Raw genomic sequence first — 19,188 nt, forward strand, 5'->3', positions numbered from 1 at the left:
TGATCTAATATTATATAGGAATTCTGTATACGTAGAGACGCACGCCCGTGCGTCTCTATTATTTATTCTACGATCTCTACCTGCATCCTCACGCTTTCGTGGGGCCATTCACGTTTGTCCGTAGACAGGTTGCTGATCTTGTCTACAACGTCCATACCCTGGATGACCCGGCCAAATGCGGTATAATTACCGTCCAGATGATAGGCTCCCGGACTTTGCACTACAATAAAAAACTCGAAAGGGGAGGCCAGTTTATGCGGGTTATCCACATCGTCGCTGCTGGGCATGGAAACCACTCCCCTGTGGTGTTTAAATCCTTTTTTGGTATCGGGAGGGAGAAGGTAGCGTCCTATCTCACTGCGTTTTCCGGAGGTTATCCGACTGTCTGAATTGCCGCCCTGGATAATGAAATCTTTAACCACCCGGTGAAAATATGTACCGTTAAAATATCCCTTTTTGGTAAGGTAGATGAAATTGGAACGGTGATAGGGCGTTTCCCGGTAAAGTTCTATGATAATATCGCCGTACTTGGTGGATATTTTTACCTTGTTTTCCTTGTGTTTTTTGTTGTATTCGTAAAAGAAGGGAATGGCATTGTCGTCATTGAGGACAATGGTATCTTCCACTTTGACATTTTCGGGAATCGTATCCTTCCGGGCTGTACTGTCCTGTTCTTTTGTTTCAGCAGAATCGGCTTTTACGGCTTGCTGATCGGCGGCCGGTTTGCTGTCTTCGCCGGATTTTTTAGGTTTTTGTTGACATCCTGTTAAAAATATAAGTAGTATTATTGTAAAAAGACTCAGTGTGTAACGTAACATGAATTTCAATAATTTTTTAGAGTTAGTCCCAAAAATAAAAAATCTGCCTTTACCGGGGCAGGAATCCCAGTACAAAATGGCTTCCATACCTGTAAAGGAGTTGCGTGAGATCGATGTAGCCGGACGAAACCCGAGAAAGGCAGGGGTTATGGCACTTTTCTATCCCGACAGGGACGATATCACAAAAATTGTTCTCCTGCTCAGGAAGGAATATAAAGGTGTCCATTCCAACCAGGTGGGATTTCCCGGAGGGAAAAGGGAAAAAGAAGACAAAGACATCCGGGCCACAGCCCTGAGAGAAACGATGGAAGAAGTGGGGGTGGCTTCCGGGAAAATAGAAGTCATACGGGCCATGACCACACTCTACATACCGCCCAGTAACTTCCTGGTACACCCTTTTCTGGGAGTTATGAAAGAACCTCCAGTCTTTTTTCCGCAGGAGGAAGAAGTGGAAGAAGTCATAGAAGTTCCCCTCGGTGATGTTCTGGATGACAGCCTGGTGTCCCGTAAAACCATTACGACTTCATATGCGGTAAATGTGAATGTCCCGGTTTTCAATCTGAAAGGGTACGTGGTCTGGGGAGCAACCGCAGCCATGCTGAGTGAAGTGAGGGACCTGGTCGGATCGGCTTTGCGCTGAACCCTTATGAGCTACATCCGGATAACACATAGTTATAAATGTATATTTTTGCAGGGTGAAGCGTTTGTCGTCTTCCTCCTTAAACCTAATCATGTATAATGGGATTGTTCAAAAAAAATCCTTTCGGACATATTTTGTTTCTGAAAAAATGGCTGATCAGGGTATTCGGTGTGCTTACGCACCGGCGGTACCGCGGTTTCAACGAATTGCAGATAGAAGGGTCGGAGATCATCAAGGAACTGCCGGATACGGGAGTGTTGTTCGTGTCCAATCACCAAACCTATTTTGCCGATGTGGTAGCCATGTTTCACGTGTTCAACGCCAGTCTTACCCATAGAGTCGATTCTATCAAAAATGTCAGTTATATCTGGAACCCCAAGCTCAATATCTATTATGTGGCCGCAAAAGAAACCATGAAAGCAGGGCTTTTGGCCAGGATCATGGCCTATGCCGGAGCTATTACAGTAGAACGTACATGGCGGGAAAAGGGAAAGGAAATACAACGGGAAGTTAACCTGAGCGATACGGAAAATATAGGCCGGGCACTGGAAGACGGTTGGGTCATCACCTTTCCGCAGGGAACTACAAAACCCTGGAAACCCATACGGAAGGGAACAGCACATATTATCAAGCAATACAAACCGATAGTGATCCCGGTTGTAATAGACGGCTTCAGGCGTTCCTTTGACAAAAAGGGGATCTGGATAAAAAAGAAAGGGATCCTGCAGTCGATGGTTATCAAAGAACCGCTGGAAATAGATTATGAGAACGACAGTGTTGAAACGATCGTGGAACAACTGGAATACGCCATCGAACAACACCCGTCTTTCCTCAAGGTTATACCTGAAGAAGCACTGAAAATGGCAGAGGCCCTGAACGAAAAACGCCGGTGGAGTTATAAGGAGGACAGTTAAGATGTGCTGATGTGATCATTTGATGATACACGGAAATCATTCCCCGGGTTTAAACCCGAAGCCAAAAATAATAAACTACTGATATGAGACACAGATCATACCTGTTTATACTGCTGTTATTATTCGCAGGATTACTTTATGCACAAAAAAAGCCCCTTACCGTAGACGATTTCGACAGCTGGATGAATATTGAAAAACCCCGGCTTTCCGAAAACGGAAAAATTCTTGTATATGAATACAACCCCGGCAACGGAGACGGCATGCTGATTATAACCGATATGGAAAATGGGGTATCCGATACGATTGCGAGAGGTAGTGATGCCCGTATAAGCGGCAACAGCAGTTTTGTAGCATTTAAAATAAGACCGGAGATAGCGCTGAGAAGAAAGGCCGAAACCGCCAAATGGAAAAAAGACAAACGTCCGTCCGATTCCCTCGGGATCTATGTGCCCGGAACCGGAAAATTGCTCAAATATCCTGATGTGAGTGATTTTGGTCTACCGAATGAAGGCGGAAACTGGCTGGCCTTTAAAACTGTTACAAAACCCGTTTCCGGGGAAGAACCTGAAAAAAAGGACACAACCGGTGTGGAGAAAAAGAAAGCGCGTGACACCCTGGTGGTAGCACTCAATCCTTTAAGCAAAGACAGTATTGCATTTATGAATGCTAAGGCCTATACCTGGGCAAACAAGGCAAACAGCCTGTTGCTGAGTACAGTGAAAAAGGACAGTACCGCAACCCGGTCGGCTGTAGTGTATTTTGATGGAGAAACCGGAAAAACGGATACATTGTTTCACAAAGACGGGACCATCAGGAAAATATCTCTCGGCCCCGAGGGTGCAAAGCTGGGTTTTCTGTTTTCCAAAGATACTACTAAGGTCAAAAAATTTCAACTGTATAAAGGTACAGGGAAAACGGTTTCCGGGCTCAGTGTAAAAAATATCCGGAATATTCCCACCGGGTGGGTGCCTTCGGAAAATGGGGATATCTACTTTTCGGAAAACGGTAGGCGAATGTTTTTCGGTACCGCTTACCCCGGAGTTGAACACCCGAAAGATACCTTGTTGGACAACGAAAGGGCCACACTTGATATCTGGGCCTGGACCGACAAGGAATTACAACCCCGGCAAAAGGTAAACCTGAAAAAAGATCAGAAAAAAACATACCTCGCGGTATATGATTTCGATACCGGAGAGGGTGTACAACTGGCAGACAGCACCATTTCCGAAATTACCGTTCTTGAGAAGGGAGACGGAAAATATGTCCTGGCCGAGGACAACAGTGACTATCTACGGACCTCTTCCTGGACGGGGCTGTGGATCAGTGATTTCTACAGTGTTGACCTGCAAACCGGCGAAAAGAAGCTCCTGGTAAAAGGGCAAAACCGGATGTGGACCGGGGCTGCCCAGAAATACGCCGTATATTACAACCGGAAGGACAGCATTTATTATTCGATAGACCTGGCCACCGATGCACAGGTGGCCCTGACCAGAGATATCGACGTTCCTTTTTACGATGAAAGGCACGATACTCCGAGCGAACCGAGGCCTTACGGTGTAGCCGGATGGGCCCGGAATGACAAGGCGGTGTATGTGTATGACCGTTATGATATCTGGAAACTCGATCCGGCAGGAAAAAACAAACCGAAACGCGTAACCGGAACAGGCAGGGAAAACAAAACCGTATATCGTTATATTAAGCTCGACAGGGATGAAAAATTTATAGACACCGGAAAAAAAGCATTGCTGCACTCTTTTGATGAAAAAACCAAAAAAGAAGGCTATGTCCTTGCCGACCTGGACCAGGAAAAGTCGCCCGAAGTGATCATGGAGGGAGATTACAGGCTTAATTATCCCCGTAAGGCCAAAAACAGTGACAGGGTCTTTTTTACAAAAGAAAGCTACCGGGAATATCCGGATATCCGGGTAACCACGACGGCTATGGATTCCCCGGAAAAAGTTACGGCGGCCAATCCGCAGCAGGAAAACTACAAATGGGGAAGCGTATCTCTGGTATCGTGGAAAAACTACGACGATGTGCCGTTACAGGGACTGTTGTACAAGCCGGAAAATTTTGACCCGGAAAAGAAATACCCGATGGTGGTGTATTACTACGAGCGGAGCTCAGATGATTATCACCGTCATTACATCCCGGCACCGAGCCGTTCCATTATCAATAAAACCTTTTACACCAGTAATGATTACCTGGTATTTGTGCCTGATATTGTGTATAAGGAAGGTTATCCGGGACAAAGCGCTTACGATTGTATTGTGAGCGGAGTGGAAAAGCTGATCGCGGATCATTCTTATGTCGATGGTTCCCATATCGCACTCCAGGGACAGAGCTGGGGAGGCTATGAGACGGCATATCTCATTACGCGGACCAATATGTTTGCCGCGGCAATGGCAGGTGCTCCCGTAAGCAATATGACCAGCGCCTATGGCGGAATCCGGTGGGGGACCGGGCTGAGCAGGATGTTCCAGTATGAACACACACAGAGCCGTATAGGCGGACCGCTTTGGGAGAAACTGGACCTGTATCTCGAAAATTCCCCCCTGTTTTATGCCGATAAGGTAAAAACACCGTTGTTAATGATGCACAATGATAAAGACGGAGCCGTGCCGTGGTATCAGGGCATAGAATTTTTTGTAGCCCTGCGAAGGCTGGATAAGCCCGTGTGGATGCTCACCTATAACGGTGAGCCACACAACCTCAGGGGCAGCAGTTGGGGGAACAGGAAAGACCTGTCCATACGGATGATGCAGTTTTTCGACCATTACCTCAAGGGGAAAAAAGCCCCGGAATGGATGGTCAAGGGCCGCCCTGCAGTGCGTAAGGAATACGATAAAGGGTATTAAATTAATGTGAGTTCTAAATAGTAAAAACATCATTGCGAACCCTGCCATAAGCAGGGTGTGGCAATCTCTTAAGGTAAATACGTACCCTCGAAGGTATCTGCAGATCCGCAGGGAGACTGCCACCACCTCATTATTGCTCGGCGTCGCGGTGACGATTGCCTGTATTCTTTATGCGCAGGTTTATATGATTAGTAATGTCATTGCCAATTTAAGCCCGGGCTATTGGATGCTGTAACTATATAGCAATTCAATAGCTGTCTGCTTTCCATATAATTTTGATTAAACCTCAAGTTGTTTCAATTCCTTGTAATTCCTATTCAGGCGACGCAGTAAAAAGCCGTATAGCAGGAGATATACGCCCAGGCATATACCGATGATGACAGCGGTTATCAGAACGGCGAAAGCAATGAGTATGAGGTGGTCACTCAGATGAGAGTCCTGTTTATATGCATCCCATCCGCCTGCTTTATCCACATAGGCTATTACAGAGGTGCTTATGGATGTTATGGCTGCAATGGTAAGGTTGAAAATAATATAGTGTTTTACGGTTCTTCTCGATCTTATAATGGATTGCATAAGCCCTTTTACGGACGAGGTGGCTGATATTTTTTTATAGTTGCGGTAAAAGCGGTAAACGAAATACAGGATAACGGGGTAAGAGAGGTACAAGAGCCAGTCAATAGTCAGGTATTCCATTTCTTTCATGTAGGAAGGCGAATAGAAAAACAGGGCAATACCGAGGGAAAACTCTATTACACTTATAATAAATATCCATTTTACATTAGAAGACGATCGTTTCCAGATCATTTTGTATATATCCTCATAAGACAGTTTGGGGAGAGAGGCCTCCCGCTTTTTCCAGTCTTTTTTTAACAGCTCTAACTCGTCCATAACTATGGGTTCAATATCGTTCGTAATTTCGACTTTATCCGGTTCATTTTCACCCTGGCATTTACTTCCGTAATACCCAGGGTGTCGGATATCTCCTTGTAGTTCTTGTCTTCCAGGTAAAGGAAGATCAAGGCCTTTTCCACATCACTCAGTTGTTTAATGGCATCATACATCAGTTTTAATTGTTGCTCTTCGGCGTCGTTATATTCACTGGCCTTAAGGTTGTTCAGTATGTTTTCGTAGTTTTGGGTGGGTACGGAATTTTTTGATTTCCGGTATAGTGTAATGGCTGTATTCAGGGCCACCCGGTACATCCAGGTACTGAATTTTGCCTCTCCTCTGAATTTGGGGTAAGCTTTCCAGAGCTGTATGGTGATTTCCTGGAACAGATCGTTGTGTGCATCGGGGGTAGAAGTATACAGGCGGCACACCTTGTGTACGATATTCTGGTTTTTTTCCAGTTTTGTAACGAAACTATGTTCCAGTTCTTTGTCCACTAAATAAACGGCGTTTGGTAATTAGTAGTATATTCCTGAGAATTGTTACAAAAATAGCAGAGATAAAATTATAACCATATACTCATGATAAAAACTCGATATACCAAAAAGACTGAAGGCATCGGGGCGATAGGTTTTTTAGTTCCGGAGCTGAAGGGAAAAACAAGTAATACATCTCCAACTCCAAAATTAAAAAAACAAAAACTGAATTTGATAAAACCTGTAACTTACAATTTCGAATAAAATACCGTTATTTCCTGTAATCCAGTGCCGGTTCACGGTTGCCCAGCATGGGGGTATACTTAAAATCCGGTCCCCTTTTCTCCAGGAACTCTTCTTTGGCCTTTTCGAGGGTTTCGGGGGCTGAAAACAGGTCTATTGCAGTCAATGTCATGGTTTTTGCAGCCACCATCATTCCTTTTTTGCCAATGCTCATTCCGCCTGCTGCAACGGCCTGCCAGCTATGAGCGGAAGTTCCGGGCACCCAGGTTGCGGCTCCCATGCCCACAGTGGGAACGGCAAAACTCACATCTCCCACATCCGTAGATCCCATGGGTGTTCCTGTTTCCCGGTAGGGCATAACGTTTTTAGCCGCATCGTAGTTCACTTTTTCCAGTCCGAGGGTCTTGCTTATCTTTTCCGCAAAAGTTTTTTCCTCTTCGGTATAATCGATTCCCCCTACGGCGACAAGGTTATCATACATTATTTTCTGTAAGGTGAGGTTGGGAAGCAGTTCATGGGTTCCCCCGATCATTTCATAGTCCATGGTGGTCCCTGTTCCCAGGGCGGCGCCTTCGGCCGCTTTTACCATACGGTCAAAAATGTCTACCACCACATCCCTTTTGGCATGCCTTGCATAATAATACACTTCCGCAAAGTCGGGGACCACGTTCGGGGCTTTTCCGCCGTTGGTGATGACGTAATGTATCCTTGCATCGGAAGGAACGTGTTCGCGCATCATGTTCACCATATAATTCATGGCCTCTACCGCATCGAGGGCCGACCTTCCTTTTTCCGGGGCTCCGGCGGCATGGGCGGAAACCCCGTAGAAACGGAACTTAGCCGATTTATTGGCCAGGGCAGCACCCGCACTGGCGGCATTAACGGAAGAAGGGTGCCAGTGAATCACGGCATCCACGTCGTCAAACGCGCCTTCCCTTACCATATAGACCTTACCCGACCCGCCTTCTTCAGCAGGGCATCCGTAAAAGCGTACGGTACCTTTTGCATTGTTGTCTTTAAGCCAGTTTTTAACTGCAATGGCCGTGGCGGCCGAAGCCGTGCCGAACAGGTGATGCCCGCAGGCGTGTCCTGCCTGTTCACCGGCCGATTTCTTTTCCGGTACCGCCTGTTGCGACAGCCCCGGGAGCGCGTCGTATTCGCCGAGAATACCGATCACCGGCCCGCCGTTGTGGTTGTATTCCGCAACAAATGCCGTGGGAATGCCTGCAATGCCTGCTTTTATGGTAAAATCTTCGTCTTTTAGTGTTTTCTGTAAAAGGGCAACGCTCTTTTCTTCGAGGTAACCCGTTTCGGCATATTCCCAGATCGTTTGGGCAATGTTGCTGTAAAATGTACTTTTATCATCCAGATCGGATAATGTTTTTTCGGTGTTTTTTTGGGGAAAACACAGTGTGGTAAATATTAAAAATGTTAAATGTGTGATGTAAAATCCTCTCATAAGGCGGTTTTTGATATAAATTTAAAATAAAATAGGTCACTGTAGCGGGAAGTATTGCAGCAATTTTTAAAATATGCGGATTTTACAATTTTTGACCGAATAAATTAAACTGCTTCAATAGTTAAAAGGCAGAGAAGGCTTACCTTTGTATAGTAAATCGAAATCTTCTTATGAATATTCCAAAAACCAGTTTTCCCCGAATAGTGATTATAGGCGGAGGCTTTGCGGGTCTCGAACTGGCAAAACGTTTAGGAAAACAGGATGTTCAGGTAGTGATGCTGGACAAACACAATTATCACACCTTTCAACCCCTGCTTTACCAGGTGACTACCGGAGGCCTGGAGCCCGATTCCATAGCCTATCCGATCAGGAAAGTGTTGAAAAACTTTCCGAACTCCTATTTTCGCCTGGCTCATGTGGAATGTGTAGAACCTGTCAAAAAAAATATAAAAACAGATATCGGAGACATTACCTATGACTATCTGGTCATAGCCACCGGTTCCCGGACCAATTATTTCGGTAATGAAAACGTAAAGGAGAACGGAATGGCCATGAAAACCATACCGCAATCCCTGAACCTGAGGAGCCTTATCCTTGAAAATTTTGAACAGGCCCTGCTTACCAACAACCTGGACAAGCGCAATGCCCTTATGAACTTTGTAATTGTTGGGGCAGGCCCTACGGGAGTGGAGCTGGCGGGAGCTCTGGCGGAAATAAAAAAGGGCATATTGCCCAAGGACTACCCCGATCTGGATATACGGCAGATGCAGATCAATCTGGTTCAGGGCACGGACAGGGTGCTGGATGCCATGAGCCCCCAGGCTTCTAAAAAAGCGGAAGAGTTTCTCGAAAAGCTCGGGGTGCATGTGTGGAAAGGAATCTTTGTTACCGATTATGATGGTTATACCGTAACTACGAACAAGGATATTTCGTTTGAAACCGAGACATTGATATGGACAGCCGGAGTGGAAGGGGCTACCCTGAAGGGAATAGACGGAAAGGAACTGATAGCTCGCGGAAACCGGGTAAAAGTTAGTGAATTCAACCAGGTGGAAGGGTTCGATGACATTTTTGCCATCGGTGATGTGGCCTACATGCCTACCGAAAAATACCCCGACGGGCACCCCATGATGGCCCAGCCCGCCATACAGCAGGGGAAACTTCTGGGAAACAACCTTATAAAATACATCCAGGGTAAACCCATGAAGCCTTTCCGGTATTTTGACAAAGGGTCCATGGCCACCATAGGAAGAAATAAAGCTGTTGTAGACCTTCCGCGGTGGAAATTCCAGGGCGTCTTTGCCTGGTTTGTCTGGATTTTTGTGCACCTTTTTGCACTGATAGGCTTTAAGAATAAGATGGTGGTTTTTGTAAACTGGCTCTATAATTACATCCGTTTTGACAGGGAGGCCAGGCTTATTATCCGGCCGTTTAAAAAGAAAGGAAGGGAAGCGGCCATTAAAAGTGAATAGCGTTTTTGCAGCCTATTCTTCTTTTCGGTTCCTCGGATGGTATTTGTGAACCACTTCTGCCAGTTGGGAACGGTCTACATGCATATAAACCTCGGTAGTGGTAATGCTTTCGTGTCCCAGCATCTGTTGTATGGCCCGAAGGTCGGCGCCGTTTTGCAGCAAATGGGTGGCAAAGGAATGCCGGAAGGTATGCGGGCTGATGTTTTTCCGCAACCCGGTTTTTTCCGCCAGGCGTTTGATGATGGTGAAGACCATGGCACGGGTAAGTTGTTTTCCCCTCCGGTTGAGGAACAGGATGTCTTCATGCCCCTTTTGAGCGGGAATATGTACCCGTATTTCCTCTTTGTAAATATTGATGAGTTTCCGGGTAACCGGGGCAATAGGGACGAAGCGTTGTTTATCCCCTTTTCCCGTAACTTTTATAAATCCTTCTTCAAAGAAGAGATCCGATATTTTCAGTGCGGTCAGTTCCGATACCCGGAGTCCGCAACTATACAAAGTTTCCAGCATGGTGCGATTGCGCTCTCCCTCGGGTTTACTCAGATCGATAGCTGCGATGAGGTTGTCAATATCTTCCTGGGAAAGGGTGTCCGGGAGCTTTCTGCCTATTTTGGGTGATTCGATGAGTTCCATCGGGTTGTCATTGCGGTACTCCTCAAAGATGAGGTAGTTGAAAAAACTGCGCAGGCCTGACAGTATCCTGGCCTGTGAGCGGGCATTGACCTCTTTGGCAATTTCATAGATAAACTGCTGGACTACTTCTGCCGTTATGGATACGGGAGAATGTTCAATATTGTGTTCCTGCAAAAAATGCATGAGTTTCCGGACGTCAAGGGAGTAGTTTTCCAGGGAATTGACAGACAGCCCCCGTTCTATTTGCAGGTAATGCCGGTAATCTTTCAGTGCGTGTTCCCAGTTCACTTTGTAAAGATAGCGGTTTTTGGGATATAAGAGAAGAAGATATGATCGCAGGGAAATTCATTATTATACTATGCAACCGATACATTAAAATTTTTGTTATGGTGAGGTGCTCCGGGTTAAGGTTAATACTTTAAGCTCTCCTCTTCAGAAAAGCCTTATATACCTTAAAAAATAACGCACTACCAGTAATTATATTATTTAAATAGTAGTGGAGGAGATGGTTGTCTTCGTCTTGTTTTATGTATTTTTAGTGAGTATAGGTTTGTTTATGGATAAAGACCTCTATTTTATAGCGATTGTTCCGCCGGAGGATATCAGGCAACGGGTAAGAAGATTAAAGGAAGAGGTAAAGGAGAGGTTCGGAGCGAAACATGCCCTTAAATCTCCTGCTCATATTACCCTGCAAATGCCATTTAAACGAATTGCGGCAGAAGAATCACAGATCATAAATGCCCTGGAAGGGTTTGCCCGCTTGCAACGCCCTTTTCCCGTGATGTTATCCGGATTTGACTGTTTTTCACCCCGGGTAATATTCGTAAAGGTGGAAGATCACGCCCCGATCGTGGAGCTTCATGCGGGTTTACAGCGCGTCCTGACCGGAAAACTGGGGTTTACCGGGAGGGAGATCACCCGGAGGTTTCATCCGCATATGACCATAGCCACGCGTGACCTTCCCGAGATCGTATTCCGCAAAGCCTGGCCCGAATATGAAATGAGGGAGTTCGGCGCTTCTTTTATCGCAGGAAGTATATGCCTATTGAAACACAACGGTAAGTACTGGGAGATATACCGGGAATTCCGTTTTACTCAAAAGTGAGGTTGATGAATATGGCCCTGCTGTACATACCGTTTACATTACCTGTCCAGGGACTGTTGGGGTCGTCGTCCGGTTTCAACTCATCGTTCAAGGCAAACACCCCGCGGATAGACGGTGAAAATTTAAAGTAATAGAGGTAAAAGTCTACACCAAATCCGATTTCATAATAGTAAGCCTGTTTTTTCATCCGGAATTTTCCTTCCCGGTTGTCGTCCTTGCTGCTTTCATTACTTCCCAGGTTGATGGAAGAAGACAGTCCGCCTACGATATAAGGCTTTATGTTTCCCATGCGTTTGGTACCGACCTTCAAGAGCAGGGGAAGGTGAATATAGGTGGATTTCACTTCCCGCAGGCGCTGGTCCTCGCCGGAAAGCCTGTAGTCGGGAAAATACAGGTCGCGCTGGGTGTAATACAGCCCAGGCTCCAGGCGAAGATTCATGTACTCGTTAATCCGGAGGTCGCCTATAAGGCCTACATTGAAACCTATTGTTTTACCGACCTGTATGTCCCGAAGGCCGAGGTCGGTGTTGTATTCGTTATAATCAAATTTGAAATCGTATTGATTGATCCCCAGAAAGTAACCCCAGTGAAGCGGTTGCTTGTCGAAGTTCTGGAGATTGAGCAACGGGTTTTCATTGAGCTGGGAAAAGGCGCATTGGCTATACAGGACGAGCCCCAGGGTCCAAAGTAGTATTTTGTTCATACGATTAAAGTTTCCGGGTTGATATTGTATGACATAGCATTTTATTTTGACGCTACATATATGGTAGCCACACCAAGAGTTTGGGGATGGTGTTTTACCTTTATAAACCCGATTTTTGCCAAAATATTGTTCAGTTTTTCTCCATGAGGGAAAACGGAAGCCGATTCGGAGAGGTAGGCGTAGGCCGAACGGTCCTTGGAAAAGATCTTTCCGATGAGCGGGAGAATGTGTTTTGTATACAGGTTATACCCCTGTTTGTAGGGTGTTTTGGTGGGGACCGAGGTCTCCAGTATCACAAAACGACCTCCCGGTCTCAGCACACGGCATATTTCTGCGAGGCCTTTTTCCAGGTTTTCAAAATTGCGTACACCAAAGGCTACCGTAACGGCATCAAAGGAATTATTGTCAAAGGGCAGGTCTTCACTGTCTCCCAGCACCATTTCTATAGTGTTTTCCAGGCCTTTTTCCGCAACTTTCCGTTTACCGATCTCCAGCATTCCCGTAGAAATGTCAAGGCCCACGATCTTTTTGGCTCCCGTTTGTGCCAGGTTAATGGCCAGGTCGCCTGTTCCGGTAGCAATGTCGAGTACTGTGTCGGGCTCGATATCCCGGATCATTCGTACCACTTTTTTCCGCCACTTTACATCGATACCGAAAGAGATCACCCTGTTCAGTCCGTCGTATTTCCCGGAAATAGTGTCGAACATCCGGGTAACCTGTTCCTTTTTCCCCAGTTTGGAATCCTTATAGGGGGTAACGTTTTCTGACATCAAAATTTTTTTGACAAAGATAGGGATAATTTGAAGCAGAAGGGCAGAAGTACGAAGCAGAGACGCAATGCATTTATGTGCAGGATGCGAAGCGTAGCCGAAGCATCAGAAATACATATATTGAAAAAAGGCTGAAAAGAATCTGCTTTCTGGAAAAACAGGGAAGAAAACCACTCCTGCCAGATCGAGTGCAGTAAAAATCCTTTTCAGCCTTTTTATGATAAATCTTTACTACGAAAGCACTTCTTTAATTCGCCTCAGGGCTTCCTTCAGTTCTTTTTCCGAAGCCGCATAGGAAATACGGATGCAGTTCGGGTTTCCGAAAGCCTCACCCGTTACTGTGGCTACATTGGCCTCTTCCAGCAGGTAAAGCGAGAAATCCGAAGCATTTTCTATCTTTTTGCCCTGCAATGTCTTTCCGAAGAAAGCAGAAATGTTGGGGAATACATAAAAGGCTCCTTCCGGTACATTGACCTGGAAACCGTCTATTTCGCCCAGCAGGTTCAATACAAGATCCCTTCGTTTGTTGAACTCGTCTACCATGTACTGTATTTTGCTTACCGGGGCTTCCAGGGCGGTAATGGTGGCCCGCTGCGCAATACAGTTGGCACCGCTGGTTATTTGCCCCTGCATTTTGTTGCAGGCGCGGGCAATCCACGCGGGGGCACCAATATATCCGATACGCCATCCGGTCATGGCAAAGGCTTTGGACACACCGTTTACGGTAACCGTCCTGTCATACATGCCGTCTATGCCTGCCATACTTACATGACCGCCTGAAAAATTGATATGTTCGTATATTTCGTCGGAGACCACATAGATTTGCGGGTGTTTTTTCAATACTTCGGCAAGGGCTTCCAGTTCTTCCTTGCTATACACCGAACCACTAGGGTTACACGGCGAGCTGTACCAGATCATTCTGGTTTTCGGTGTGATGGCCGCTTCCAGTTGCTCCGGGGTCATTTTAAAGTCGTTCTCTATGGAAGTGGGCACTTCAACCGGAACACCTTCCGCAATCTTTACGATGTCGGAATAGCTCACCCAATAGGGAGCGGGCAGTATCACTTCATCTCCCGGATTGATCATCACCAGGGCTATATTGGCCAGTGATTGTTTTGCTCCTGTAGATACGACGATCTGGTCGGGATTATAGCTGAGGTTGTTATCGCGTTTGAACTTGGTAATGATCGCCTCCTTCAGATCGGCATAACCGTCTACGGGCGAATAGCTGTTATAGTTGTCATTAATAGCCTGTATGGCAGCTTCCTTTATAAAATCGGGGGTGTTGAAGTCGGGTTCCCCCAGGCTGAGTCCGATGATATCCTTTCCCTCTGCCCTAAGTTCCCTGGCTTTGGCTGCCATGGCAAGCGTGGCAGAAGTAGACATGTTCAGGATTCTTTCAGATAGCTTTTGTTCCATAAGTTGTTGTTCCATCGGTTAAAATATGTTCTTAATTATAGACATATACGGGCTTTTTCCCCAGTGCCTTTAAATGTTTAAAGTGCGAAATTATAGCTTTTCTGGTAGATTCGTATTCATAATAGGGCAAATTAAATTCCGTGGCCGTCTGTTTAACAATTTTGGCAATATTTGTGTAATGTATATGGCTGATATTGGGAAAAATGTGATGTTCAACCTGGTGGTTGAGCCCTCCCGTAAACCAGTTTACAATTTTATTCCTGGTAGAGAAATTGGCCGTCGTGAATAACTGGTGAATGGCCCAGGTATTTTTCATGGTTCCCGTTTCGTCCGGCATTAAAGTCTTCGTGTCTTCCACAATGTGTGCCAGCTGGAATACAATGCTCAGAATAAGTCCGGCCGTATAGTGCATGGTAAAGAAACCGATGAGTATTTTCCACCAGGCGATATCCAGTACCAGCATGGGGAGAACAATCCATAGCGAAAGATAAATGAGTTTGGTGATAATAAGTACACTCCACTGTTTTACCGGGCTGGAGAATTTTCCGTAAGACAGTTTCCGCTTTAAATACCGTCGCATTTGGCGGAAATCTGTAGTAATGGCCCAGTTGATGGTAAGCAGGCCATACAACAGCACGGAATAATAGTGTTGAAATTTATGGAACCGTCGCCATTTGGCATGTTCCGAAAAACGGATGATCCTCCCCGCGTCCAAATCCTCGTCATGGCCGTGAATGTTGGTATAGGTATGGTGCAGTACATTGTGCTGAACCCTCCAGTTATACACATTGCCGGCCAGGATGTATATGCTGGCCCCCATGAGGTTGTTTATCCAGGGTTTGGAGGAATAGGATCCGTGATTACCATCGTGCATCACATTCATCCCCACGCCGGCCATACCTATACCGATAACCACAGTCAGTAATAATTGCAGCCACTGGTTAATATCCAGGGTAAGGATGAGGAAATAGGGCGTGAGGAAAATGGAGAACATCACTATGGTCTTTAAATAGAGTTTCCAGTTTCCCGTTCTTTTGATGTTGTTTTCCTTGAAATAGGCATTTACGCGTTTGTTCAGTGTCCTGAAAAAATTTTTGGTGTCTTTCCGCGAAAATCTCAGTGTCTCGTTTTCCATTAAAATAATCCGTACTAGATAAATGTTTTTTCTCCCGGCCCTCGGGAGCTAGAATGTCTGTAAAAGGCCACCATAACCGGATCATACTTTATTCCGGTTAAAACAACCCGTTTCAACTTCCAAAAATAACCAATTCGCCACAGATGAGGTATACTTAAGGGCTACAAATTTTTGTTTTCCTTACTTTTGCCCAAAATATTGCTCATGCCGTTCGACATTATCCAGAAATATTTTCCCGGACTTCCGGAAGAACAGAAAGAAAGGTTTAAACGCCTGGAACCCTTATATACCGAATGGAATACCCGAATAAATGTGATTTCCAGGAAGGATATCGCAGAATTGTATGTGCGGCATGTACTGCACTCCCTGGGAATTGCAAAGGTACAATCCTTCAACCCCGGAACAAAAATACTGGATGTGGGCACGGGAGGCGGTTTTCCCGGCATACCGCTTGCCATTCTTTTTCCGGAAACCGATTTTTACCTGGTGGATTCTATCGGCAAGAAAATTAAAGTGGTGCAGGCCGTAGCTGAAGCCCTGGAATTGAAAAATGTAAAAGCAGAACACCTCCGTGCGGAAAAAGTAAAAGGCCGGTTCGATTTTATTGTGAGCCGTGCCGTGACCAATATGCCCGATTTTGTAAAATGGGTGCGCAACAAAACATCTCCGGAAGATAAACATCAACTTAGAAACGGTATATTATACCTTAAGGGAGGCAATCTTACCGAAGAATTACAACCTTTCCCCAAAGCGAAGGAGTACCCGCTTTCCGCTTATTTCGAAGAAGATTTTTTTGAAACCAAGAAAGTGGTGCATTTGCCGTTGTAACCGGCTGTTGAAGAACAGGTTTTGTGTAAAGGCTTTCTACAATCCCAGTTTTTTCAGGATGCCCTGCCACCTGTATTTGCGGATAAATCTGCCTTCTTTTTCGGTAACCAGGAAAGGGATACCTTGCTTTCGGGCACTGAAATATCCCCGGAGATTATACCCGAGAGTGCTCCATTTTTTCTGTCGCCACGCTGTCTTGGCCGATGCAATAAAGGTGATGAGCAGGCCGTATCTCATGGTGTACATGGCCTGCCCCTGTAAGCGCCGTGCTTTTTGGGTATAGGACCCGCCGGTGGGGCGGAGGTGTTTTATTTTCAGGTTGTGGTCTGTATATATTCTGAAACCGTGATATTTGGCCAGGAGGGTGTCTGCCGTATCCCAACCGATGGCCGGCCTTAGTCCGCCTATCTTTTCAAAGCATGTTTTGGAATAGGCCTTTACAGGGCCGCGGACGTGGTTTTTGTCGGCAATGGCCTCATAGGTCCAATGATCATCTTGTTGAATGTGAACCAGTCCCCCTGCGATTCCAATGGTGTCGTCATTCCTGAAGGTGTCGGCAATGGTTGCAAAGTAATCGGAGGGCAGTATAACATCGGCATCCATCTTTACGATAAAATCGTAGTTATTATCAAGGGTGTTCAGTCCTTTGTAAAAGGCACGGACCACTTTTCCTCCCGGCAGGTGTTCAGAAGGAGTATCGGTATTGTTGATTATTTCTGCCCAAGGGTGTTTTGCGACAAATCCGGTAACGATTTCCGGGGTATTGTCGGTAGAATTATCATTGACTACCACCAGTTTTTTGGGTAAAAGCGTCTGTTCCTCCACCGAATGGAGGGTGCGGGTGATGAACTGTGCTTCGTTGTGGGCGGGTATGATAATGTAGTAGTCCACGCTTTGATTGTGCCGATATTTGTTAAAAACGGAAAGATACAAAAGTAAGGATAGTATTGATTTAAATAAATTACCGGAAATATTTAATCTATAGTAAAAAAACTTATATACTGTAACTTCCAAAAGGTTTGGCCGTCTAATAGAATGAAATGCTTTGCGGAGTGTGTGAACACTGACATTTTTTCGATTTGTATTTAAATAAAATCTCATGAGATACTTGATAATACTATTGATAGGGATAATGATTATGCCGATGAATCTTATTGGGCAAAATGAAGATTTGGAATTATTCATTCAATCATATGCAGAAGAGCATCAGTTTAACGGAACAATCCTGGTTCAGAAAGATACGGCTGTGATATATTATCAGAGCTTTGGAATTGCCGATCGTCGGTTTGATGTTCCTGTTACCGATCGAACTGTTTTTAAAGTAGCTTCCATAACAAAGGCGTTTACAGCAGTATTGATCCTTCAACTATACGATGAAGGAAGATTGGATTTAGAGAAAACCATTAAGACTTATCTGCCCAGATTTAGCTATGAAGCAGGAAATAGGGTAACCATCCATCAACTTTTAAATCATACTTCAGGAATGCGTCAAATAGATACCATTTCGAGTGTAGATAATGCCTATAAGTATGGGTTGGGTTTCCTGCAAAAACCATATACTTCCGGACAACTTTTTCACCTTTTTGAGGGAGATTCACTTGTAAACGAACCTGGAGAAAAGTGGGAGTATAACAATTATGAATATATAGTCCTGGGAAAAATAATCGAAAAATTGTATGGTAAGCCTTACGAAGAGGTTTTAAATGAAAAAATTCTCAAACCTTTGGGAATGTTCAATTCCGGGTTGTTGAAACAAAAGAAAATAATTAAAAATCTGGCCAGCACATATTTTACTGGAACAGAATCGGACGTTCTGGTTAATGATATGCCTGTGTATATAGAAAACTGGTATGCAGCCGGAGCCATGTATTCTTCGGCTAAGGACCTGCTTAAATTTTCTAACGCCCTGTTTGGGTTAAAACTGATAAGTGAGAGTGCGCTGGATATGATGTTAACCCCGGAACTTAACGAATATGGGTATGGGGTATGGATTCGTGGACGGGAAAAACACCGAATAATGGAACGTTATGGCAGAATTATGGGGGCTAATGCCGTTTGGATGCAATTCATAGACAAAAATGTCACAATTATAATATTAAGCAATACGAACCTTACCGATCTTGGGGAATTTGGTTTAGCGATTGAAAAAAAACTAAAAACTCCTGACTCAAAAAAGTAAAATTTTTAATAGGAAAAATGCTATGTCGAAGTGATTTTGACCTTGAGGCATTGAAAAACTTCGTCATTCAGTATTCTTCTGTTCTACATTCGCTATTCCTTTTTCCGCACCGCATAAACGGCATAATACCGCGACGTAAAATAGCGCAATAGCGGGCGTAAACCTATTTTCTTCACCGGATTGGTCCATTTTTTCCGGGCTTTGATCTCCCATCCGGCTTTTTCGAGAAGCCAGTCGAACTGCCAGTCCTCGAATTCATGGTAATGCCTGTCCCACATATCGGTTTTGCTGCGGTAGGCCGGAGAAAACCACAGACGGAGCGGGATGGAGGCTACAAGTTTATCGGCTTTTATGGCTTTGATTACGTTATATGGCGCTACCAGATGCTCGAATATTTCGAAAGCAGTGACAACATCATACCCTTCTTCGGCAACGGCGCTGACATCGGTATCCAGGTCTTCACCTTTGGTGTTTGTTATCTTATAACCTTCCTTTTCCATGATTTCGGTAAAAGGATTGGGTGTTCCCAGGTCCAGTATACTGGTATTGGCGGGAATATGTTCTTTGAGAAAATCGAGTGTTACCCTGTATCTTTTCTTCGGAAAGTTGTTTTCGTACATAATGCTGGATCAACAATAAAATGTC

18 protein-coding genes are annotated in these 19,188 nt (G+C 45.1%); 7 read left to right on the top strand and 11 right to left on the bottom strand.

Going from position 1 to position 19,188, the window contains the following annotated elements; genetic code table 11:
- Positions 1 to 62: 62 nt before the first annotated feature.
- On the bottom strand, positions 63 to 818 hold the full coding sequence (locus LS482_RS12540) for a peptidylprolyl isomerase (RefSeq protein WP_233027865.1): 756 nt from the start codon (positions 816 to 818) through the stop codon (positions 63 to 65).
- Positions 819 to 894: 76 nt separating this feature from the next.
- Between LS482_RS12540 and LS482_RS12545 the strand changes: the two genes are divergently transcribed.
- From LS482_RS12545 to LS482_RS12555, 3 genes are all read left to right on the top strand, one after another.
- Positions 895 to 1,458, top strand: a complete 564-nt coding sequence (locus LS482_RS12545) for an NUDIX hydrolase (protein ID WP_367890573.1) — start codon at positions 895 to 897, stop codon at positions 1,456 to 1,458.
- A gap of 98 nt (positions 1,459 to 1,556) precedes the next feature.
- Positions 1,557 to 2,372 carry a lysophospholipid acyltransferase family protein gene (locus LS482_RS12550; RefSeq protein WP_233027867.1) on the top strand — a complete coding sequence of 272 codons (816 nt, stop codon included), beginning with the start codon at positions 1,557 to 1,559 and terminating at the stop codon, positions 2,370 to 2,372.
- An 83-nt stretch (positions 2,373 to 2,455) separates the two neighbouring features.
- Positions 2,456 to 5,230 carry an alpha/beta hydrolase family protein gene (locus LS482_RS12555; protein ID WP_233027868.1) on the top strand — a complete coding sequence of 925 codons (2,775 nt, stop codon included), beginning with the start codon at positions 2,456 to 2,458 and terminating at the stop codon, positions 5,228 to 5,230.
- A 279-nt stretch (positions 5,231 to 5,509) separates the two neighbouring features.
- Here LS482_RS12555 and LS482_RS12560 read toward each other — a convergent pair whose 3' ends face one another.
- The 3 genes from LS482_RS12560 to LS482_RS12570 form a co-directional block, all read right to left on the bottom strand.
- Entirely contained in the window at positions 5,510 to 6,121 is a 612-nt protein-coding gene (locus tag LS482_RS12560) for a DUF8845 family protein (protein ID WP_233027869.1), read from the bottom strand.
- A 2-nt stretch (positions 6,122 to 6,123) separates the two neighbouring features.
- Positions 6,124 to 6,618 (bottom strand): RNA polymerase sigma factor, encoded by a 495-nt coding sequence (locus LS482_RS12565; protein ID WP_233027870.1) that lies wholly within the window; start codon positions 6,616 to 6,618, stop codon positions 6,124 to 6,126.
- A 250-nt stretch (positions 6,619 to 6,868) separates the two neighbouring features.
- Positions 6,869 to 8,299, bottom strand: coding sequence for an amidohydrolase (locus LS482_RS12570; RefSeq protein ID WP_233027871.1), 1,431 nt, complete (start codon positions 8,297 to 8,299; stop codon positions 6,869 to 6,871).
- A 170-nt stretch (positions 8,300 to 8,469) separates the two neighbouring features.
- Between LS482_RS12570 and LS482_RS12575 the strand changes: the two genes are divergently transcribed.
- A complete protein-coding gene (locus LS482_RS12575) occupies positions 8,470 to 9,771 on the top strand; it encodes an NAD(P)/FAD-dependent oxidoreductase (RefSeq protein ID WP_233027872.1) in 1,302 nt (433 codons plus the stop codon).
- Positions 9,772 to 9,783: 12 nt separating this feature from the next.
- Here the strand turns inward: LS482_RS12575 and xerD are convergent, their stop codons facing one another.
- The gene (gene xerD / locus LS482_RS12580; protein ID WP_233027873.1) at positions 9,784 to 10,692 is read right to left on the bottom strand and encodes a site-specific tyrosine recombinase XerD; all 909 of its coding nucleotides are present in this window, start codon (positions 10,690 to 10,692) and stop codon (positions 9,784 to 9,786) included.
- A 217-nt stretch (positions 10,693 to 10,909) separates the two neighbouring features.
- Between xerD and LS482_RS12585 the strand changes: the two genes are divergently transcribed.
- Entirely contained in the window at positions 10,910 to 11,509 is a 600-nt protein-coding gene (locus LS482_RS12585) for a 2'-5' RNA ligase family protein (protein WP_233027874.1), read from the top strand.
- Here LS482_RS12585 and porT read toward each other — a convergent pair.
- The 4 genes from porT to LS482_RS12605 form a co-directional block, all read right to left on the bottom strand.
- Positions 11,496 to 12,212 carry a type IX secretion/gliding motility protein PorT/SprT gene (gene porT, locus LS482_RS12590; RefSeq protein ID WP_233027875.1) on the bottom strand — a complete coding sequence of 239 codons (717 nt, stop codon included), beginning with the start codon at positions 12,210 to 12,212 and terminating at the stop codon, positions 11,496 to 11,498. The genes LS482_RS12585 and porT overlap by 14 nt on opposite strands.
- 41 nt (positions 12,213 to 12,253) lie before the next feature.
- Positions 12,254 to 12,982 carry a bifunctional demethylmenaquinone methyltransferase/2-methoxy-6-polyprenyl-1,4-benzoquinol methylase UbiE gene (gene ubiE / locus LS482_RS12595; RefSeq protein WP_233027876.1) on the bottom strand — a complete coding sequence of 243 codons (729 nt, stop codon included), beginning with the start codon at positions 12,980 to 12,982 and terminating at the stop codon, positions 12,254 to 12,256.
- 231 nt (positions 12,983 to 13,213) lie between these two features.
- Positions 13,214 to 14,401, bottom strand: a complete 1,188-nt coding sequence (locus tag LS482_RS12600) for a pyridoxal phosphate-dependent aminotransferase (protein ID WP_233031823.1) — start codon at positions 14,399 to 14,401, stop codon at positions 13,214 to 13,216.
- A 31-nt stretch (positions 14,402 to 14,432) separates the two neighbouring features.
- Positions 14,433 to 15,536 (bottom strand): fatty acid desaturase family protein, encoded by a 1,104-nt coding sequence (locus LS482_RS12605; protein ID WP_233027877.1) that lies wholly within the window; start codon positions 15,534 to 15,536, stop codon positions 14,433 to 14,435.
- 204 nt (positions 15,537 to 15,740) lie between these two features.
- Here LS482_RS12605 and rsmG point away from each other — a divergent pair, with 204 nt between their 5' ends.
- Positions 15,741 to 16,364 (top strand): 16S rRNA (guanine(527)-N(7))-methyltransferase RsmG, encoded by a 624-nt coding sequence (gene rsmG / locus LS482_RS12610; RefSeq protein ID WP_233027878.1) that lies wholly within the window; start codon positions 15,741 to 15,743, stop codon positions 16,362 to 16,364.
- 36 nt (positions 16,365 to 16,400) lie between these two features.
- On the opposite strand, the gene LS482_RS12615 is transcribed toward rsmG, so the two are convergent.
- Positions 16,401 to 17,255, bottom strand: coding sequence for a glycosyltransferase family 2 protein (locus tag LS482_RS12615; protein WP_233027879.1), 855 nt, complete (start codon positions 17,253 to 17,255; stop codon positions 16,401 to 16,403).
- A gap of 208 nt (positions 17,256 to 17,463) precedes the next feature.
- Here LS482_RS12615 and LS482_RS12620 point away from each other — a divergent pair, with 208 nt between their 5' ends.
- Complete coding sequence (locus tag LS482_RS12620; protein ID WP_233027880.1) at positions 17,464 to 18,543, top strand: serine hydrolase domain-containing protein; 1,080 nt, start codon at positions 17,464 to 17,466, stop codon at positions 18,541 to 18,543.
- Positions 18,544 to 18,635: 92 nt separating this feature from the next.
- Here LS482_RS12620 and LS482_RS12625 read toward each other — a convergent pair whose 3' ends face one another.
- Entirely contained in the window at positions 18,636 to 19,163 is a 528-nt protein-coding gene (locus LS482_RS12625) for a class I SAM-dependent methyltransferase (RefSeq protein ID WP_233027881.1), read from the bottom strand.
- Between the last annotated feature and the right edge of the window lie 25 nt (positions 19,164 to 19,188).

The sequence above is a fragment of the Sinomicrobium kalidii genome (assembly GCF_021183825.1).
GTDB lineage: Bacteria > Bacteroidota > Bacteroidia > Flavobacteriales > Flavobacteriaceae > Sinomicrobium > Sinomicrobium kalidii.